The sequence below is a fragment of the Christensenella sp. KGMB01412 genome (genome assembly GCF_055522415.1).
In genome coordinates this window covers 182,852-202,935 of sequence record NZ_JBVFVW010000004.1, presented here as the reverse complement: position 1 = coordinate 202,935, position 20,084 = coordinate 182,852, and the positions used below count along the sequence as shown (strand labels likewise).

The following is a 20,084-nucleotide window of genomic DNA, read 5'->3' as shown; positions in this document are numbered from 1 at the left end:
TGTATATTATTGCCAAAGGGAGTAGATAGAATGCTGGATTTAAGAGTATTGCGCGACAATTTCAAAACGATCGCGGACGCGCTCAAAAAGCGGGGAAAGGAAATTCCTCTGGAAGCGGTTATGAAGCTCGACGAGGAACGCCGCGCCATGATGACAAAGGTGGAGGAATTAAAGGCAAAGCGAAACAAGATATCCAAAGAGATACCCTCCATGAAGAAAAAAGGGGAGGACGTATCCTCTATCATGATGGAAATGAAGGAGCTTGCCTCGCAGATCAAGGATTATGACGCGGAGCTCCAGATTATGACCGCGCGGCTCGAAAAATCCATGATGGGCATCCCGAACAGGCCGGATGCGAGCGTCCCGGCGGGCAACGACGACTGCGACAATGTAGAGATACGCAAATTCAGGGAGCCGACAAAGTTTGATTTTGAGCCGAAAGCGCACTGGGATCTGGGGAATGACCTTGATATTATTGATCCGGAGCTGGGCGCAAAGGTGGCGGGCAGCCGGTTTGTGTTCTATAAAGGGCTGGGCGCGAGGCTGGAGCGTTCGGTGATGAACTTTATGCTCAACACGCATACCGAGCAGAACGGGTATACGGAGGTTATCCCGCCGTTTGTGGCAAACCAGAAGTCCATGGAGGGTACGGGCCAGCTGCCAAAATTTGCGGAGGATATGTACCATATCGAGGATACGGACCTTTACCTGATTCCGACTGCAGAGGTGCCGGTGACCAATATGTACCGCGAGCAGATTCTGAACGGGGAAGACCTTCCGCTCTACCGTTGTGCGTATACGCCGTGCTTCCGCGCAGAAGCCGGCAGCGCGGGCAGGGACACCAAGGGGCTTATTCGTTTGCACCAGTTTAATAAAGTAGAGCTTGTGAAATTCACACGCCCGGAGGATTCGTACGACGAGCTGGAAAAGCTTGTGGAAAATGCGGAGAGCATTTTGCAGCTTTTACAGATTCCATACCGCGTGGTGCTTTTGTGCGGGGGAGACCTTGGCTTTTCGTCTGCGAAAACATACGACATCGAGGTTTGGATGCCAAGCTACGGAAGGTATGTGGAAATCTCCTCGTGCTCAAATTTTGAGGATTTCCAGGCACGCCGCGCGGGTATCCGGTTCCGCGATAAGGACGGCTCGCTGAAATATGTGCATACCTTAAACGGCAGTGGGCTTGCGGTGGGGCGTACGGTCGCCGCGATCATGGAGAATTACCAGCAGGCGGACGGCAGCATCAAGGTGCCGGAAATCCTGCGCCCGTATATCGGCAGGGAGTCCATACGCGGGATCCAATAAAAAGTATTGTATTATTTGAAAGCCCATGCGGATTTTATTCTGTGTGGGCTTTTTGTATTAATCAGTATGACTGCGGGTAAAGGTAAAAACGGATAAGGGCGCTTCATGCGCCCTTATCCGTTTTGGTTTTTGAATGATACAAAGATGAGTATGAAACAGTACCGGCGTTTTGGTCCGGCCTGCTTATTTGTATGCAAAGCCCATAAAGGCTGTCCTGCCTGTTTTCCTGATCAGAAACAGTATTCATTTGTAAAAGATCCGCGGCTTTCTTTCTGGTACCAGAATACCACGCCCGGGCATGGGCCTTCTATCAAAAAACGGTAAAAGACGCGTAAAAAGCAGGTAAGGAAATGCAGTGCGCACTGCTTTTTATTCGATGCTTTTGAGCGCTTCGACCATATCGATGCGATTCAGCGTACGGTTTGTCATCAGGTTGACAATCAGCGCAAAACAGAAGGATATGACCGCTGAAATGATATAGCTGAACGGTTCGACGTTCACTTCAAAATAAAGGGAGGGCATATTAAGCGCCGACGTTAAAAATCCGCTGAGCACCCTTCCAACCGGCAGGCCGACCACAATCCCGATCAAGGTCAGGATGAGCGTCTCTTTATTGACATACTGGTGTACCTCCCGGTCGTAAAATCCCAGAACCTTGATTGTCGCAAGCTCCCTGATCCGTTCGGAAATATTGGTGTTTGACAAAGTGAACAGTACGACAAAAGCCAGTCCTCCGGCCATAACGATCAGCAAAAGGACTACCGCATTGATAAGATCGAAGCTGAATTCTTCGATTTGTGCGGTTGTGCTGAGCGAAGAAAGCACCTTGCCATTTTGAAGGAGCGACTCAGCGTAAGCCGGCTGGTCTGTGACCGTATCGTTCAAATCCGCAAGCATTGCATTTGGTGCATAATCTCCAAATAGTTCGTCATACAACGCCTGTTTCATATAGACGGTGTTTCCAAGATAATTCTGGACGACTCCGGTAAGGACCGTCTCCCTGCGCTCAAGATCCGAGTCCTCCAGTTCAATCGTGTCGCCCTCTTTGAGCCCCAGAGTATTCGCCGCGCTGCGCGTTACGAGAACATCTTTTTCTCCAAGGCTGATTTTATTGCCGGAGAGATCCAGGATATTGATATATCCATCGAGGCTTGCATCATCGGGCACCACCATAAGCTGCACGTTTTCAGAATTCTCCGAGGAATTGATCAGCCCCACAGTCGTCAGCCGGACATCCATATGGTTTGCAAGAGCGCCCTGCCCGGATAGCTCCTGCGACAGTTCCCCATAATCTTTATCGTCGGCAACCACCATGAGGTCGTATTGGTAAATATTGTCATATTGCTTGGGCGTGAGTGAATTGACCGAGTCACGAATGGCAAACCCACACAACACAAGGGCCGTGCAGCCTGCGATCCCAATTATCGTCATAAAGAAACGTTTCTTATAGCGGAAGAGGTTCCTGACCGTAACCTTGCTTAAAAATTTCATCCTGTTCCAGATAATGGGAATGCGTTCCAGGAAGACACGCGCACCCGCGCGCGGAGCCTTTGGCCGCATTAATGCCGCCGGCATATGCTGGAGCTCGCTGCGGCAGGCGATTGCAGTCGCTCCCACAATTCCGGCCATGAACAAAGCGATCCCGCCTATTCCGTAAAGGAGGTCGAACTGTAAATAGAATTCAGGAAGTATATAAAGGGAATCGAATATATAAGAAATCAATTTTGGCATGAAGATAAATCCCAGGATATCCCCCAGAAGTCCTCCAAGCAGGCATGCGGCGAACGCGAAAACCAGATATTTCTTACTGATGTCCGCGTTGCGGAATCCCAATGCCTTGTAGGTTCCGATCAAACCGCGTTCTTCCTCCACCATACGCGTCATGGTGGTAAGGCTGATCAGAATGGCGACCAGTAAAAATACAATGGGAAAAGCCGTGCCTACCGCTTCAATAGAAGACATATCGCTTTTCAGGCTGGAATAGCTCTCCAGGGACGTCCGGTCCTGGACATACCATTTTGTCATGTCGATATCGCTCAGCTCGTCGTATCCGTTCGCCAGCTTTTGCTCAGCCTCAGCCTTTTTTTCAAGATATTCATCTTTATTTTTGTTTAACTCTTCCTCGCCTTCCGTAAGTTCATTTTTTCCGTCGGCAATATCCTGCCGGGCCTGTGCGATCTGCGCCCAGGCCTTTTCTTCCTCCGCGTTCAGCTTTTCCTCACCGTCCGTAAGCTGGGCGGCTGCGTCGTCCATTTGCTGGATTGCTTCGGCTTTCTTTTGCTCAAATACAGCCTTTTCCGTATCGAGCGCCGCCTGTCCGCCATTGATCTTTCCCATGCCGAGCGCGAGCTGTACGCAGGAGGACGGAAGGGCGTCCAGCTGTTGCTTTTTTTCTTCAAGCTGTTTGATAGATGCGGCAACCGTTTCTTTTTCTTCAGCGGAGGCGGAAGGGTTCTGATTCAGGGCGTCCAGATAAGCCTGGAGCTGGCCCAACTGCTGCTGCAGGCCCGCCGACAGGCTGCCCGTAACCGCCGCAAGAGCGCTGTAGAGGGCGTTACTTTGGGTTGCCGTTCCCCGTACGATATCCTCATCGCCGCTTCCAGCCGCAGCCAGTGCTCCCGCGGCGTCGACCAATGCGTTCCATTCCGTTTCCGGCCATGCGCCTGCGAGGGTACCTTTGACCTGGGCAAGCCCTGCTTCTATCTGAACGCGGCTTTCATCGAGCTGGGTTTGGGCCGAATCTATCTGCTGCTGCGCGCCGGCAAATTCACTTTCAGCCTGCTGCCGTTTTTCAGCCAGTTCATTTTTTCCGTCCTGTATTTCATTGCGTGCTTTCTCGAACTGTTCTTTGGCGTTTTTTTCCTGTTCAGCCAGCTCTTTTTCACCGTCTGAAAGCTCTGTCCTGCCGTCCGAAAGCTCCTGTTCGCCTTCGGCAAGCTGCCTGTCGGCGTCGGCAAATTTTTCGTCCATGGTTTGCCGCGCGTCTTCCAGCTTTTCCGTAGCTTCTCCAACGACGGCGTCGTATCTCGCCTGTTCCCTTTGCTGCTTGATGTTTGCTTCAATATTGCCGACAAAAGCATCCACAGTGCTCTCGTATTCGTCTGAAAAGCTATTGATATCCCCGGTATCCGTAAGGGACACATAAACAGCGGTGTATACATCGCTGTTTACCGCTTCAGCAGCGACAAAGAAGGTAAAATCACTTCCCGAGGATGTGCGGAACCCTTCGTTTTCTTCGTTTGTAATATTTGTTGCGTCGATAACAACGCCGGTGATCGTATAGGTCGTAACAGGAAAGGTGGCGGTTTCTTCTTCCAGCTCGACGTCTATATCCAAATCGGAATCGGAAGTATCCTCTTCATCCGTCTCTTCGCCATCCTCTTCTTCCTGTATGCTGAGCGTATCTCCGACCGATTTGCCGCTCTCGTCCAAATAACTTTGCGGAACAGCGATCTCGTCAGGATTTTGCGGCAAGGCGCCGGATAATATGTAAGGCCGGTTCAGCCCCTTGGAGCTTAGCGTCGTCATATCGGCCGTATAACGCGTCCCGTTTATTTCCGTAAACACTTCTTCGCTGTAAACGCCGTCCGCATTTTCCACGCCTTCCACCTGGGATAAAACATCCAGATCATCCCCTGTGAGGCCCAATGTGGATAAAATCTGCACATCGAACAAATTTTGTTCTTCAAAAAACCGGTCGGCCGAATAGTACATATCCTGACAGGCGGCATACAGGCCGGTGAGCATGGCCATTCCAAGGGCCGTAATGATCAGGATAGCAAAAAAACGTTTTTTTCCGTTGCGCACAGAACGCCAAATGTCTTTCAGGGAAGCCTTCTTCATTCCGCTCACCACTCGATCTGTGAAATGGGCATGGGCTGGGGATTGCGCGTGATGTCTGTGACCGTGCCGTTCTTGAAGTGAATCACCTTATCGGCCATGGGCGCGATTGCCAAATTATGCGTGATAACCAGCACCGTAATTTTTTCTTTCCGGCAGGTATCCTGTAATAATTGAAGAATCTGTTTGCCGGTATTGTAATCAAGGGCGCCCGTCGGCTCGTCGCACAGCAGCAGCTTGGGATTTTTGGCGATCGCGCGCGCAATGGAAACACGCTGCTGTTCGCCGCCGGACAGCTGTGAAGGGAAATTATTTTTGCGTTCGCCAAGGCCTACTTTATCCAGTATCTCTGACGCATCGAGGCAATCGTCGCAGATTTGCGCCGCCAGCTCGACATTTTCCAGCGCCGTCAGATTTGGCACCAGATTATAAAATTGGAAGACAAATCCAATATCCGACCGCCTGTATTCTACCAGCTTTTTGTGCGGATACTTCGCAATGTTTTTTTCGTCGACCAAAATTTCGCCCGACGTTGCGGTGTCCATTCCCCCTAAAATATTCAATGCTGTGGTCTTGCCGGCGCCCGACGCCCCCAATATGACCGCTAATTCACCTTTATCTACTGAAAAATTTGCCTGATCCAGCGCCCGGATAACCGTTTCGCCGGAACCATACTCTTTTACAACGTTATTGAATTCGATATATGCCATGTATTGTCGTGATCCTCCATGAAGTAATTCGTTGATTTTTGTCCATAAAAGAATTATAATATCACTGTGTTGTTTTCACAACCGACAGATGTTTTCAAACCGCGCTGTAAACAACACTTTGTTATGAAAATGTTGGTTTCAGGACAAAAAAAGATTATTTTGCAGGCAGGTGTATGTTTTATGAAAGAAAGCAGGAAAACACGGTATACCAGGATGGCGCTGGAAGACAGCCTGATAGAGTTGATGACCAAAAAACCGATTTCCAAAATAACAATCAAAGAGCTTTGCGAAAATGCGGACATCAACCGTACCACCTTTTATTCGCATTATTCCGACCAATACGACCTGCTTCGCCAGATCGAAGACGACGCGCTTTCATGGGCGAAGGAAGCGATTTCAGGTGTACAGGATATCAAAAGTATGCAGGAAATAAAAAATATCATTGAAAAGATTTTAGAGTATTTTGCGGACGACCATAAGCATATACAGGTATTGATGAGCGAGCAGGGCGATATTGATTTCCAGAAACAGTTGATTACCCTGATCTATGATTACTGCGGTATCATCCCGTTTGCTTCTGAAAATACGGATGCACAGGAGCTGTATTTTGTGTTTATTGTCAACGGGAGCGTCGGGCTGATACAGAATTGGCTCAAAAACGGCCTGCGGGTGCCTGCAAAAGAGATCGCGGAGATCATATACCATATGGCGCTGTCCATGCCGGTAAATCCAATACAGAAATGAGAAGAATTCAAAAAAAGGATTTCAATGCCCGGCATTGAAATCCTTTTTTCTTTGATCCGGGCGGCAGGTCTTGCCGCCTTTTTTTCATAGCTGGAATCGTTCGTTAAAACCTGAATTCGCTTTCCCAGTCAAAATCTCCTGATTGCTCATAGCTTTGGGGCCAGTGGGCGCACCATCCGGGCACGCGCGCTGTTTCCACGCGGTCGAGGCTGGGCGTATAGGGTTTCAGGTCGAGCACAGGCGAACCGTCGTATGCGTCGATATAAGCAATATCGATCAAAACGTTTTCATAGTCGATGTGAATCACCTGCGCTGCGGACAGCGCAATGGGATTCGCGCGCAGGGGCGAACGTGTGGCGAACGTTCCCAGCATGGCGGGCGAATGCCGGTAAGGGCTTGCTTCTGTAAGGCTACCACGGCTTTTTCGGTTGTCGCTGCCACTGAACCACCAAAGCACCTGCAGGTGCGTAAACCCGTCAAGTCCACTGAGGGCGGGAACATAGCGGGGATTCAGAATGATTTGTTGCTTTTCTCCTGCGGAACGTATCGTTCCAATTTGTTTTACCGTAAATTGTTTCATCAGGTATTCCTTTCAAAAATAAATTACGGCGCCGTTATTTCCCAGTATAGCAGGTGTTTTCTACACTACACCCCCCTTTTTTTCAAAAAAAGAGGCTGCCCGCTTCATGCGTAATAACTGCAAAAAAGTATTTTATTTTACAATATCGCAGATCATTTCCTGTGTTAAGATAAGGCCATAGAGAAAGATAAAGGGGATGTGAACCTATGGATATGAAAAAATGGATTGAAGACATGAGGGACGCAAAGGTCAAAAAGGCAATGCCGGTGTTGTCCTTCCCGTCGATACAGCTGATGGGAATCGGCGTAAAGGAATTGATTGCGGACAGCGAAACTCAGGCAAAGGGCATGAAGATGATCGCCGACAGGGTGGATTCCGCCGCGTCGGTTAGCATGATGGATCTTTCGCTGGAGGCTGAGGCGTTCGGTTCGCAGATCAGGGTAGCGGACGACGAGGTGCCGACTGTAATTGGATGTATCATCAAATCGCCGGAGGACGCGCAGGCGTTGAAGGTTCCAAAGGTGGGAAGCGGCAGGCCGCAAATTTATATCGACGCGATTGAAAAGGCCTGTAAATTGATTACGGACCGCCCGGTGTTTGCCGGCGTGATTGGGCCGTTCTCGTTGGCGGGAAGGTTGCTCGATGTGAGCGAGGCGATGATTTATTGCTATACCGAGCCTGAAATGGTGAAGGCGACGCTCGAAAAGGTGACGGAATTCCTGATCGATTATATCAACAGCTATAAAAAAATCGGCGCGAACGGCGTTGTAATGGCAGAGCCCCTTGCAGGCATCCTGTCGCCGCCGCTCATCGCAGAATTTTCTACGCCGTATGTTAAGCAGATCGTGGAGGCAACACAGACGGACGACTTTATCGTGATTTACCATAACTGCGGGAACAGCACAATCCAGCTGATCGACTCGATTCTGGAGAGCGGCGCCGCGGCTTACCATTTCGGCAATGCGATCGATATGGAGGAAATGATGCAGCACATCCCTGCGGACACGGTGGCAATGGGGAATATCGATCCTTCCAGCCAGTTCAAGGACGGTACGCCGGAATCGATCCGCGAGGCGACGCTTGACCTGATGAACCGCTGCTGCAAAAAGTATCCCAATTTTGTGATTTCGTCGGGCTGCGATATCCCGCCGCTGGCAAAGTGGGAAAATATCGACGCATTCTTTGCGGCGGTAAAGGAATATTACGAAAACAACTGAATTGACGGATAAGCAGAAGCAGCACATTCAGCAATAAAAAAACCGGCGCGTTGCCGGTTTTTTGTTATATTTTTATATGTAGTCAAAATCGTCTGGCGCTTTGATTGAATCATATTCGGCTATTTCACCACAATATTCACGATGCGCCCGGGCACAACGATGAATTTTACGATCTCTTTGCCTTCCCACAGGCTGGCAAATTCGCCGCGTACATATTGCTCGATTTCTTCTTTTGAAGCGTCCGCCGATATATCGAATTTTGTCCGAACCTTGCCATTCACCTGCACCGCCATATTGACCGTAGCGCGTTTAAGGGCGTTTTCGTCGCATACAGGGAAATCCTGATTGAAGATGGAATATGCGCCGCCAAGACGCGACCACATTTCCTCTGTAAAGTGCGGCGCAAACGGCGCGAGGATCAGGCACAGCTTTTTCGCGACGTCCTTCAGGAATACGCCGTCCGGCTGCCCGTCGATGTATTTATACATCGCGTTTACAAGCTCCATGATGCGGGCAACCGATGTATTGAACGAAAATTGCGGGATATCGCGCGTTACATTCTGGATTGCATAATTAAGCTGGTAATTCACGTCAAAATCAACCTTGCCGCTGCCGCCGGAAAGTCCGCAAACCGCGTCCACAAGCCTTTCGACACGTTCTAAAAAGCGGTGGACAGACTTGATCCCGTCATCGTTCCACGGGCCGCCCTCCACATAGTTGAAGCCGAACGCAAGATACATCCGCAGTGTATCCGAGCCGTATTTTTTGATCAGCTCGTCCGGGGAGACCACATTGCCGCGGCTTTTGCTCATCTTCTCGCCGTCCGGCCCAAGAATAAGCCCCTGATGCACGAGGGAGGTGAACGGTTCGTCAAAGCCCACGTAACCCATGTCATGGAACGCCTTGGTGAAGAAACGGGCATAGAGCAGGTGCATGACCGCATGCTCGGCTCCGCCGATATATTTATCCACCGGAAGCATCCGGTCAATGATTTCCTTGTTCCACGCCTCTTTGCCGTTTTTGTTGTCAGGATAACGCAAATAGTACCACGACGAGCAAACGAACGTATCCATTGTGTCTACATCGCGCTTTGCAGGCCCGCCGCAAACAGGGCAGGTGGTGTTCACAAAGCTCTCGTTGCGCGCAAGCGGGGAAGTGCCGTCCGGCGTGAAATCCACGTCGTAGGGAAGCTCTACCGGCAAATCGGACTCAGGCACGGGAACCTCGCCGCATTTATCGCAGTACACCATTGGGATGGGCGCGCCCCAGTAACGCTGGCGGGAAACAAGCCAGTCGCGCAGACGATAATTTATCTTTGCACCGCCGCGGTTTTCCCTGCCCAGATCCTCGAGGATCGCTTTTTTGCCTTCTTCGGTCGTGAGGCCGTCATATTTTCCGCTGTTTACCAGTACGCCGTATTCCGTATAGGGGAGCGCGTCGTCCGAGCCGTCTTTGGACTTGATTACCCGCTCGACCGGCAGGTTGTATTTTTCCGCAAACGCAAAGTCGCGCTCGTCGTGCGCAGGAACCGCCATAACGCAGCCTGTGCCGTAGCTTGCGAGCACGTAATCCGCCGTCCAGATCGGCACCTTGCGCCCGTTGATGGGGTTCACTGCATACGCGCCTGTAAATACGCCTGTTTTTTCGCGCGTGGTGGAAAGGCGGTCTATCTCGCTTGCGCGCGCCGCATATTCCTGATATTCCTTAACCGCCGGAAGCTGTACGGAGGTCGTGATTTTATCGACAAGCGGATGCTCGGGCGAAATCACCACATAGGTGCAGCCATAAAGCGTATCTGCGCGCGTTGTGAACACGGTGAAATCCCCGCCGCCCACAATGTCGAATTTCACTTCGCCGCCGATCGATTTGCCGATCCAGTTTTTCTGCATCAGCTTGGTCTTTTCCGGCCAGTCGATGTGCTCAAGCCCGTCCAAAAGCTTTTCCGCATAATCCGTAATTTTGAAGAACCACTGCGTCAGGTGCTTTCTTGTAACAGCCGTTCCGCAGCGCTCGCATTCGCCGCCCTCCACCTGCTCGTTGGCGAGCACGGTATTGCAGGACGGGCACCAGTTGACAGGAGCCGCCTTGCGGTACGCGAGGCCATGCTTATATAGCTGCAAAAAGCACCACTGCGTCCATTTGTAATACTCCGGCATGCAGGTTACGACCTCGTAATCCCAGTCGAAGGAAGCGCCGATTGCACGCAGCTGCTCTTCCATGGTTTTGATGTTTTTTATGGTAGAATCCTGCGGGTGGATACCCGTTTTGATCGCATAGTTTTCTGCGGGAAGGCCAAATGCGTCAAACCCCATGGGGTGGAACACATTGTGCCCGGTCATGCGCCTGAAACGCGCATAGGTGTCGGAAAGGCTGTAGTTATACCAATGGCCAATATGCAGCTTTGCACCTGACGGATAGGAAAACATTTCCAGTATGTAATCCTTGGGCTTGCTGCTGTTTGGATCGAACTTATACAGGCCTGTCTCAGCCCACTTTTTCTGCCATTTTTTTTCGTTTTGTGTGTAGTCCACTTTTCACGCCTCCAGCGATAGTAATTGAATCGTCATACTTTATTATTATCGGTTATTTTCAGTATAAAGTCAATTACCATGCGGACGCTTTTGCAGGCCTTTCCACACGGGATGAAAGGGCCGCGCCGTGAAAACAGTTTGCCTTTAAATCCTCATTATAATAATGGGGTATCAAACCTGATATTATTTCAAACGGGTGTATGCGTCCAGCGCATACGGATCGGTAATGGAAATGCAAAGGTTTTCCCGCCGGGCGTAATCGAGCGTATATTTGGTACCTCCGCCCCCACCGCCATAGACGGCGACCATATGGGCGGAGTGGTCTACCATATAGCGGTTGCGCTCCATGATGCACGAGCGGGTGTATTCGCGGCTGACCAGTATTTTGCGTTCGGCCTGCGAAAGAATTTCCCTGTAACGCTCCTGTTCCGCCGCTGGCCAGTTTTTTGCCTGCGCGGCGTAGGGAACAACGCACACAAGGCGCATTGGCATATGCAGGATACTGCGGAGGTCGATCACAAGCTGCGCGCAGATCATGTCCACGCCGCGCGCCATCCCGCTCAGGAAGGTATCACAGCCGAACTGGACGGCCTTGGAAAGGATTTCTTCGGTCAGCTGCTTTTTGAGCATGACGCACTGCGGAAATTCCTCGTTTTGCAGGAAAGAGAGCTTGTGCGGGCGTGGGCCGGTGAAGCAGCAGGTAGTTTCTTTGCTCATTTGGTCACCTCAGGGTTTGGATTGTTGGATATATCCCATATTGTACCATAAAAAACAAAAAAATGGGATATATCCAACACGATATATCCCAAAAAATTATACGCTTTGCTTATAAAATACGATTATGGGGCTAAACTATGAATACAAAAGAAGCGGTAGCGAATAGAATTATTGAATTATGCAGGGATAAGAATATTTCGATAAATTCATTAGCAAATCAGGCAGGAGTATCGCCCACAACATTTTATAGCATGCTGAATAGTAAAAGCCAAAATCCGGGGATTGTCACAATCAAAAAATTGTGTGATGGGTTGGGTATCACACTTGGGGAGTTTTTCAGCACAAAGGAATTTAACAATCTGGAACAGGAACTCAAATAATATGTATAGGATAAAAATGTGATCATTAAATAATGTTTAGCAAACACCGATTAAGGGGCAAGAGCTTCATGTTTAAAATTAAAGCTCCAGATGGAACAAACAATTTATGTGGTAGAAACTTAAAACGGTTGCGTGAAAATCACAATCCACCCCTTTCCCAACGGGCGTTGGCCAAAAAGCTTCAGTTGGATGGATATGACGTAGATAATCATTTTATCAGGCGTGTGGAAACAGGTGAGCGTTTCGTTACGGATATTGAAATAAAAATGCTCTCGCAAACTCTGGGAATCTCTCTCGAAGAATTGATTGAGTAGGGATTTTGTGTACGAATATTTTGCTCAATGAAAGTAATTTTTGAATCAGAATAGACTGACAATAGAGGTAATTTACTGATGAAAGAATATGATTCTGTTCTGGCTATGAAAGATTATGGCAAAATTGTCATTAAACTAGATAAGATTATGGACGACCAAAACATTACAAGGAATAAACTCGCAAGTTTGACAGATGTGAGATTCGAAGTAATTGACCGTTTATACAGGGGCAATTTGGAGCGGATCGATTTAGACATACTGGCGCGAGTTTGTTTTGTCCTGAAATGTGAGGTTAAAGATATTTTAGAGTTTGTGAAATAGTCTCGAAAAACCAATGAAGCAGTAATTTCTGGTGGAGGCTGGCATGAATACACATCAGGCGGTAGCATTCAGGATTAGACAACTTTGTAAAGAAAAGGGTTTCACTCCAAATGGGATTGCAAACCATTCTGCGGTTCCACAAGCAACGATAAAAAGTATTTTGAATGGAGAAAGCCAAAATCCGGGAATTGTCACGATTAAGAAATTATGTGACGGATTCGATATCACACTTGGTGAGTTTTTCAACGCAAAGGAATTTAACAATCTGGAACAGGAAATCAAATAATATGTAAAGGGAATCAGTTTTTAAAGCAGCGGTATCCGCTGTTTTTTTGTTGTGTTTTAATGTGTCGCGTCCCCGGCGGGTAATGTCGCACAGGTCCTGTTATCATTAACAATAGAAGACAGACCGGCGCGCGGGAATGTTCTCAAATAACGGAAAGAAGGAACAGAGATGGACGAAAAATTTTTGGATTATATGACAAAGACAGAGTATGCGAGCGAATACCCGGGAGTAGTGAAAAACGCGGAGTACGCGGACAATGCGATCAAGCTGGGTGGGAACGAATCGACGTATTATGCGTCGGCAGCAACGATGAATGGGGTACTGGATACAGCAAACAACGCACAGGCCACGGCAAGCGAAGCAAAAACCAACGCGGCTACAGCAGATGCAAAGGCGGTGGCAGCACAAACGGCAGCGGAAGCGGCAAAAAGCACTGCGGACAATGCACAGGCAACGGCGAATGCCTGCATCCCAAAGAGTGATATCACAGAAGTGACGGGGGATTTTACAACAAAGGTAATGAGCCAGAAGGCGGTAACGGGGCAGCTGAACCTTTGCATGAAGAAAGCCGATTACGACAGTGACGGGGACGGGGTAGTAGAGCGTGCGGATCATGCACTGAGTGCGGATAAAGCAAGCCATGCGGCAAGCGCAACCCTTGCAGATAATGCCCTGAAGCTAAACGAAAAATCGGAGGCAGAGCTGAGCGTGGGGAATGCAGAGAAATTAGGCGGAAAGGTTCCGTCATACTATGCACCAGCAGAAAAAATGTCTGAAACAACAAGTGGTACTATATCGATTGGCGTAGGAGCAGCATCCATAAGAAAGTGGCAGCGTAGAAATGGATGGACGCGGCTTGCTGTTATGGTAACCAAGCTGGATGTGGCGCATAACAGTGTTCTTATGCAGATTGTAGGTAATGCCGGACTTGTGAATGACACCCATTTTGTAGGAACATGCAGGATCAAAAGCACTGGAGAGATGGAACAATGTATATTCAGTGTGAATGAAACGGGACAAATACGGGCATCAAATAATTCAGGAGCAAATATGTCGGAAGTGGCGTTTGACGTAACCTTACCCGCGCTAAACATCTAAGACCGCAGCACGAAAAGCAGAGGATAATTTTGTAGGACAGAAATAAAAAAGCAGCGGTATCCGCTGCTTTTTTGATTCGCTTGTTTTGGCGGCAGATGTCGCGTCCTTGACGGGTAATGTCGCACAGGTACTGTTATCATTAACAATAGAAGACAGACCGGCGCGCGGGAATGTTCTCAAAAAAAGGAAAGAAGGAACAGAGATGGACGAGAAAATATTAGATTATATGACAAAGGCAGAATATGCGAGCGAACACCCGGGAGTGGTGAAAAACGCGGAGCACGCAGACAGTGCGACGGGGAGCCAGTTTGCGGACAATGCGATCAAGCTTGGCGGAAACGAATCGACGTATTATGCGTCGGCAGCAACGATGAATGAAGTGCTGAAAACAGCGAATGGTGCACAGTCAACAGCGACAGCGGCACAAACATTGGCAAGTGAAGCAAAATTGGATGCAGCAGCGGCAAAGAGCACAGCCGACAACGCGCAGGCCACGGCGAATGCTTGCATCCCAAAGAGCGACATCACAGAAGTGACAGGAGAGTTTACAACAAAGGTAATGAGCCAGAAGGCGACGACAGAGCAGCTGAATTTTTGCATGAAGAAGGCCGATTACGACAGCGATGGCGACGGCGTGGTGGAGCGCGCGGATGAAGCGATTCGGGCCGAAAGTGCAGCGCTTGCGGATAATGCTTTGAAGCTAAACGGAAAAACGGAGACAGAGCTGAGTGTGGGGAATGCAGAGAAATTTGCTAATCATGATGCTTCATATTATGCGACAAAAACAGAAGCAGACTCAAAGATGCCAAAAGCTGGAGGGGAGTTTACAGGCGGAATTACAGTCCCTGCCCCTTTTACGATGTTACAAACCCCCTCGCGCTTTGTCATAAGGTTCGGCCTTCTTGGAGAATGGAACGGTTTTATTTTGGACAACAGCAATCAGGCAAACCAAATTGTAAACGCAACCAACCATATTGTGCACAACACCTATCCACTGGTTGGAAATATGTTTGATTGTGGAAACTCAAATTATCCTTGGAAAAACGTTTCGTCGTACAATTTCCAGAATATGTGCGGAAGTGTTGATAAAAAGCAGGAATATGAGGTGAAAGAGAAACAGATACAGGAAATAATAGAGCTGTTGTCTCAGCTCCCGCTCCGGGTATACAGGCGGTATCAAATGGAAGACGGCAAGCGTGTGCTGTCAGATGAATTGGAGCTCGGCGTATTTATCGACGACATCAAAGATCATCCTTTGTTTGGGTTGATCGGGCGTGTTCAAAAGAATGAAAAAGGAGAACCTGTATACAGCCTCAATCAAATGGCATGGACTACGGCGGCGCACATCCGGGCGGAATATGCGGTTCAAAAAACGAAAGATTTAGAGAATAAAAATGAAATATTACGTAATCAAGTTGAGACATTAGAAAAAAGGCTGCAGATATTGGAAAGCTGCAAATAAGGCAGAGTAGCTTTATCAAAGGATTATTGACACAGGATGAGGCAGGCCGCCTGAAAGCATGATTTCAAGGCAGAAGCTCCGCTATTTCTAAACAAAAGAAGTAGAACCTATTAAGACTTTATGAAGAATCGCTTAAACCGCCGCAATGCGGTTGACGCAGGGATTTTGACCTCGTATACTGAAATCAGGAAAGAAAAAACGACGGCGGGAAAGCCGCGTTTTGGGAGGTTATTTTAAATGGCGGAATTCAAATACTGCAGGAATTGCGGAAAACAGTTAAATCCCGGGGAGACCGTTTGCATGGGCTGCGGCGTTCCGGTTGGAAAAGGGCACGATTATTGCTGGAACTGCGGCGGAAAAACAGATCCGGAGGCAGTTGTGTGCGTTACATGCGGCGCGGGGCTTGTGCCCAAAAGTGGAAATGCGCGGCAGCCGCAGGGGCAGGCATATCCCGCAGGCGCCCAGCCGAAATCCAAGATTGCGGCGGGTATCCTCGGTATCTTCCTTGGGTGGCTTGGAATCCACAATTTTTACCTTGGATTCACGAGCAAGGCGGTCTGCCAGCTGGTGCTCGGGCTGCTTGGTTTCCTTACGTTCGGAATCACCACATGGATTGCAGGGATCTGGGGGCTTGTGGAAGGCATCATGATCCTCGTGGGAAGTATCCCAAACGATGCGGATGGAAATCCATTGATCAATTAACGGCACACCATATCAGGAATGCGCCCGGGCTATACGGTCCGGGCGTTTTTCCATTAGAGCTTAAAAACACAGCGCCTAAGCGGTAAGTTTGCTGGTTCTACTTGAAAAAACGCATATTTATTGGTAATATGATAGAATATTGTGTGAATATCTCTGGGCGGGGTGAAAAACTGCTGCGTCACATGGTTTGCCGCAGTCTGTCAACAATATGGAGGATAGCATGAAAGAAAAACAGAAAATGGGTTTTCGCATTCCGCAAGTGCTTCTGCCCGCGGAAAACGTGAATCTTGCGAAGTGGGCTTGCGTAGCATGCGATCAGTATACTTCCCAGCCGGATTACTGGAAGGCTGTGGAAAAGTTTGTAGGCACTGCGCCAAGTACGCTGCATATTACATTGCCGGAGGTATATCTCGAAGATCAGGATGTGCACGCGCGTATCCAGGATATGAAAGAAACAATGCACGACTATATCGACGGCGGCATCTTGCAGCAGCTTCCGCAGGGCGTTGTTTTGACAGAACGCCATTTGAAGGGAAAACTGCGTAAAGGAATCCTCCTTGCGATGGACCTTGAGCAATATGACTACCAGATAGAAAACAGGCCGCTGCTGCGGGCAACCGAGCAGACGGTTTTATCGCGGATTCCACCACGTGCGGAAATACGCCGCGGAGCGGTGGTGGAGCTGCCCCATATTATGCTGATGATTGACGATGAAAAAGACAGCGTCATCGGGCCTTTGCATATGCAGCGCAACACCTTTCCCAAGCTGTATGATTTTGACCTGATGATGGACGGCGGCAGGATCGAAGGGTGGCTTGTGGATAAGCAGAAACCCATTGACGAGATGAACGAAGCGTTTGAAAAGCTTCCCCGGCATGATAATATGCTGTTCTGCGTGGGGGATGGAAACCATTCGCTCGCAACGGCAAAGGCCATTTGGGATGAGGCAAAGGAAGGGCTCACGCCGCAGGAACGGGAGGATCATCCGCTGCGCTTTGCGCTTTGCGAAATTATCAACCTGCGCGACAAAGCGGTGGAATTTATGCCCATCCATCGGATTATGTTTGGCGTAAACGCGACTGCATGCGTACAGTTTGTGGTGGAGCGGCTGCGTGAGAAGGGCAGGAAGGCAAAGCTTATCTTTGGCAGGTGGCGCAAGGAAATCGAGTCTGACGGCACCTTCCAAATCCCGTTCCTGTATCACGACGGCGCGGGAAGGATCGTAATCGAGGAGCCGGAGCATCCGCTCGCGATTGGTGAGGTGCAGGATATCTTTGAGGAGTACCTCGAGGAAAACGGCAGCGGTATCGATTATATCCACGGGGACGACGCGTTTATGGAGCTTGCAAAGCAATACGATAACCTTGGCTTCTATTTTGAGCCAATGGAAAAATCAGAATTTTTCGATATGATCGTAAAATGCGGCGTGCTGCCCAAGAAGACGTTTTCTCTGGGCGAGGCGGAAGAAAAGAGATACTACCTGGAGGGGCGTATGCTTGCGCCTTATGAAACGCGCGAAGAGATAGAAGAAGATTTGGCGGGAGAGTAAGAAATGGCGATCAAAGTTACGAAGTTTGGCGGAAGTTCACTGGCATCAGCAGAGCAAATCCGGAAAATGAAACAGATTATCGATGCGGACGAGGCAAGGAAGTTTGTCGTACCGTCTGCGCCGGGAAAGCGTTTTAAGGAAGATACGAAAGTGACGGATATGCTGTATGCGCTTTATGACGCCGCGCTGCACATGGAGGAGACCGAAAAAATCTATGCGGCAATCGTGAAACGCTATACCGCTATTCGTGACGAGCTGGGACTCTCCATTAAAATTGAAGATTATCTTGAAAAGATTTATAAAGACGTCAGGACAGGCGCGAACGAGGATTATGCCGCGTCGCGCGGGGAGTTTTTGAACGGGCTTTTAATTGCAGACTTCCTTGGATACGACTTTATCGACGCTGCGGACGTGATCTTTTTTGACGAAAGCGGCGGCTATGACGCAAAAAAGACGCTCAGCATCCTGCCGGGGGCTTTAAAGCTCCACGAGCGCGCCGTGATTCCGGGCTTTTACGGTTCTATGCCAAACGGAAAGATCAAGACATTTTCGCGTGGCGGCAGCGATATCACAGGCTCCATTGTCGCCCGTGCGGCGGGCGCAGACCTCTATGAAAACTGGACGGATGTCTCCGGGTTTATGATGGCGGATCCGCGCGTGGTGGAAGGGCCGAAAAAAATCGATGTGATCACCTACCGCGAGCTGCGCGAGCTTGCCTATATGGGTGCGACGGTGCTGCACGAGGACAGTATTTTCCCTGTGCTCGAGGCGGCGATTCCAATCAACGTAAAAAATACGAACGAGCCTGAAAACGAGGGAACAATGATCATTCCTGCAATCGAAGGGCGTGACTGTGCAAAAGACGGCATCACCGGGATCGCGGGAAAAAAGAATTTTACGGTTATTTCCATTGAAAAAGACGGCATGAACGCGGAGATCGGCTTTGGACGCAAGCTTCTTGGCTGCCTTGAAAAATACGGTCTTTCTTACGAGCATATGCCTTCGTCAATCGATACGATTTCGATTGTGGTGGCGGATATACGCATCCGCGGATGTATTGAAGAGCTTATTGACGAAATACACGCGGTATGCCAGCCTGACAGCGTGGAGGTTTCCTCCAATATGGCAATTATTGCCACAGTGGGCAGGGGCATGATCCGCCAGGTCGGTATTTCTGCGAAGCTCTTTACCGCGCTTGCGGAAAACCAGATCAACGTGCGTATGATCGACCAGGGATCGAGCGAAATCAACATCATTGTGGGTGTGGAGAACGACGATTTTGAGCGTGCTGTCAACGCGATCTATACGGCGCTCGTATGAACAGGCTGCGGAAACGGATTGATAAGCGATGATCTATGACGCGATTCAGGCAATATTGATGGTAATCATCATCATTGCCATCGGTTATTTTGTTGCCCATAAGGGTTGGGGCGGGGAAAGTGTAACCTCGTTTATCAGTAAACTGATCGTCAACATCACGCTTCCATGTACGGCAATTACAGCGTTTGTAAATAATTTTACGGCGGAGACGATTTCCGACGCATGGACGTATATTCTTGCATCCTTTGCGGCAATCGCAATCGCTTTTGTGATCAGCAAGCTTTTTATCAAAATTGGAAAAATAGACAAGACACAGCGCGGGGTATTCACTGCGCTGTTTGCTTTCTCCAACTCCGTTTATGTGGGGTTGCCGATTGCGACTGCGATTTTCGGCGAGCCGGCGATTGTATTTGCATTGTTTTACTATGTGGCAAACACCACATTTGCCAACAGCATCGGCTATGTGGGCATTGCCCGCGACGGCATGGAGCGCGCCTGCCTGAGCAAAAACTGTTTCGGCCCCAAAGATGTGGTCAAAAAAATACTGCAGCCTCCAATGATTGCGGTTGTCCTTGGGTTTGTGCTTGTGATGTGCAATATAAAGCTGCCGGATTTTCTACATTCCGCACTTTCGTACACCGGAAACATCACATCCCCGCTCGCGCTGATTTTTGTGGGAATGATCCTGCAGCGCACCGGGCTTTCCTGCCTGAAACAGATGGATAAAAAGATGTCGCTCGCGCTTGTCGGGCGTTTTGTGATATCGCCGCTGGCAATGCTGCTTATGGCGTTTTGCTTTGGTCTTGCGGACCTTCCGACGCAGGTGCTGGTAATCCAGACCGGCCTGCCTGCAATGGTGGGTACGGCGATTTTTGCCGAGGTATTGGGCGCGGATACCTCCTTTGCGGCAAAGGGTGTGGTGGTAACGACGTTGTTTTCGTTTGTTACGGTACCGCTGTATGTGCTGCTGATGACAGGAGTATGACTGTGGATATCATTGCCCGGCAA

At 49.3% G+C, this 20,084-nt stretch carries 18 protein-coding genes; 13 read left to right on the top strand and 5 right to left on the bottom strand.

Annotated elements, in window-relative coordinates; translation table 11 throughout:
• The first annotated feature begins 30 nt into the window (after positions 1-30).
• A complete protein-coding gene (gene serS, locus ACS5WU_RS08525) occupies positions 31-1,305 on the top strand; it encodes a serine--tRNA ligase (protein ID WP_046443353.1) in 1,275 nt (424 codons plus the stop codon).
• Between the two features lie 369 nt (positions 1,306-1,674).
• Here serS and ACS5WU_RS08520 read toward each other — a convergent pair whose 3' ends face one another.
• Positions 1,675-5,148 (bottom strand): FtsX-like permease family protein, encoded by a 3,474-nt coding sequence (locus ACS5WU_RS08520; protein ID WP_465089097.1) that lies wholly within the window; start codon positions 5,146-5,148, stop codon positions 1,675-1,677.
• Between the two features lie 5 nt (positions 5,149-5,153).
• A complete protein-coding gene (locus ACS5WU_RS08515) occupies positions 5,154-5,855 on the bottom strand; it encodes an ABC transporter ATP-binding protein (protein ID WP_046443351.1) in 702 nt (233 codons plus the stop codon).
• Between the two features lie 180 nt (positions 5,856-6,035).
• Here ACS5WU_RS08515 and ACS5WU_RS08510 point away from each other — a divergent pair, with 180 nt between their 5' ends.
• The gene (locus ACS5WU_RS08510) at positions 6,036-6,599 is read left to right on the top strand and encodes a TetR/AcrR family transcriptional regulator (protein ID WP_046443470.1); all 564 of its coding nucleotides are present in this window, start codon (positions 6,036-6,038) and stop codon (positions 6,597-6,599) included.
• 103 nt (positions 6,600-6,702) lie between these two features.
• Here ACS5WU_RS08510 and ACS5WU_RS08505 read toward each other — a convergent pair whose 3' ends face one another.
• Positions 6,703-7,179 carry an SAM-dependent methyltransferase gene (locus ACS5WU_RS08505; RefSeq protein WP_302761692.1) on the bottom strand — a complete coding sequence of 159 codons (477 nt, stop codon included), beginning with the start codon at positions 7,177-7,179 and terminating at the stop codon, positions 6,703-6,705.
• Between the two features lie 206 nt (positions 7,180-7,385).
• On the opposite strand from ACS5WU_RS08505, the gene ACS5WU_RS08500 reads away from it, so the two are divergent.
• Positions 7,386-8,396, top strand: a complete 1,011-nt coding sequence (locus tag ACS5WU_RS08500; protein WP_059109368.1) for a uroporphyrinogen decarboxylase family protein — start codon at positions 7,386-7,388, stop codon at positions 8,394-8,396.
• A 119-nt stretch (positions 8,397-8,515) separates the two neighbouring features.
• On the opposite strand, the gene leuS is transcribed toward ACS5WU_RS08500, so the two are convergent.
• Positions 8,516-10,927, bottom strand: a complete 2,412-nt coding sequence (gene leuS, locus ACS5WU_RS08495; protein WP_465089096.1) for a leucine--tRNA ligase — start codon at positions 10,925-10,927, stop codon at positions 8,516-8,518.
• Positions 10,928-11,110: 183 nt separating this feature from the next.
• On the bottom strand, positions 11,111-11,644 hold the full coding sequence (locus tag ACS5WU_RS08490) for an SLOG family protein (RefSeq protein WP_302761647.1): 534 nt from the start codon (positions 11,642-11,644) through the stop codon (positions 11,111-11,113).
• Between the two features lie 137 nt (positions 11,645-11,781).
• On the opposite strand from ACS5WU_RS08490, the gene ACS5WU_RS08485 reads away from it, so the two are divergent.
• From ACS5WU_RS08485 to ACS5WU_RS08440, 10 genes are all read left to right on the top strand, one after another.
• Entirely contained in the window at positions 11,782-12,024 is a 243-nt protein-coding gene (locus ACS5WU_RS08485) for a helix-turn-helix domain-containing protein (RefSeq protein ID WP_059109370.1), read from the top strand.
• Between the two features lie 68 nt (positions 12,025-12,092).
• Entirely contained in the window at positions 12,093-12,338 is a 246-nt protein-coding gene (locus ACS5WU_RS08480; protein ID WP_046443345.1) for a helix-turn-helix domain-containing protein, read from the top strand.
• 78 nt (positions 12,339-12,416) lie between these two features.
• Positions 12,417-12,659, top strand: a complete 243-nt coding sequence (locus ACS5WU_RS08475; RefSeq protein WP_235843821.1) for a helix-turn-helix domain-containing protein — start codon at positions 12,417-12,419, stop codon at positions 12,657-12,659.
• 43 nt (positions 12,660-12,702) lie between these two features.
• Positions 12,703-12,945 (top strand): helix-turn-helix domain-containing protein, encoded by a 243-nt coding sequence (locus tag ACS5WU_RS08470; RefSeq protein ID WP_046443344.1) that lies wholly within the window; start codon positions 12,703-12,705, stop codon positions 12,943-12,945.
• 168 nt (positions 12,946-13,113) lie between these two features.
• Positions 13,114-14,043, top strand: coding sequence for a hypothetical protein (locus ACS5WU_RS08465; protein ID WP_302761642.1), 930 nt, complete (start codon positions 13,114-13,116; stop codon positions 14,041-14,043).
• Between the two features lie 202 nt (positions 14,044-14,245).
• Positions 14,246-15,505, top strand: coding sequence for a hypothetical protein (locus ACS5WU_RS08460; RefSeq protein ID WP_302761640.1), 1,260 nt, complete (start codon positions 14,246-14,248; stop codon positions 15,503-15,505).
• Between the two features lie 237 nt (positions 15,506-15,742).
• The gene (locus tag ACS5WU_RS08455) at positions 15,743-16,207 is read left to right on the top strand and encodes a TM2 domain-containing protein (RefSeq protein ID WP_302761638.1); all 465 of its coding nucleotides are present in this window, start codon (positions 15,743-15,745) and stop codon (positions 16,205-16,207) included.
• Positions 16,208-16,427: 220 nt separating this feature from the next.
• Positions 16,428-17,756 carry a DUF1015 domain-containing protein gene (locus ACS5WU_RS08450; RefSeq protein ID WP_302761636.1) on the top strand — a complete coding sequence of 443 codons (1,329 nt, stop codon included), beginning with the start codon at positions 16,428-16,430 and terminating at the stop codon, positions 17,754-17,756.
• Between the two features lie 3 nt (positions 17,757-17,759).
• Positions 17,760-19,076, top strand: coding sequence for an aspartate kinase (locus ACS5WU_RS08445; RefSeq protein WP_465089095.1), 1,317 nt, complete (start codon positions 17,760-17,762; stop codon positions 19,074-19,076).
• Positions 19,077-19,104: 28 nt separating this feature from the next.
• On the top strand, positions 19,105-20,061 hold the full coding sequence (locus ACS5WU_RS08440; RefSeq protein ID WP_302762019.1) for an AEC family transporter: 957 nt from the start codon (positions 19,105-19,107) through the stop codon (positions 20,059-20,061).
• Positions 20,062-20,084 lie beyond the last annotated feature (23 nt).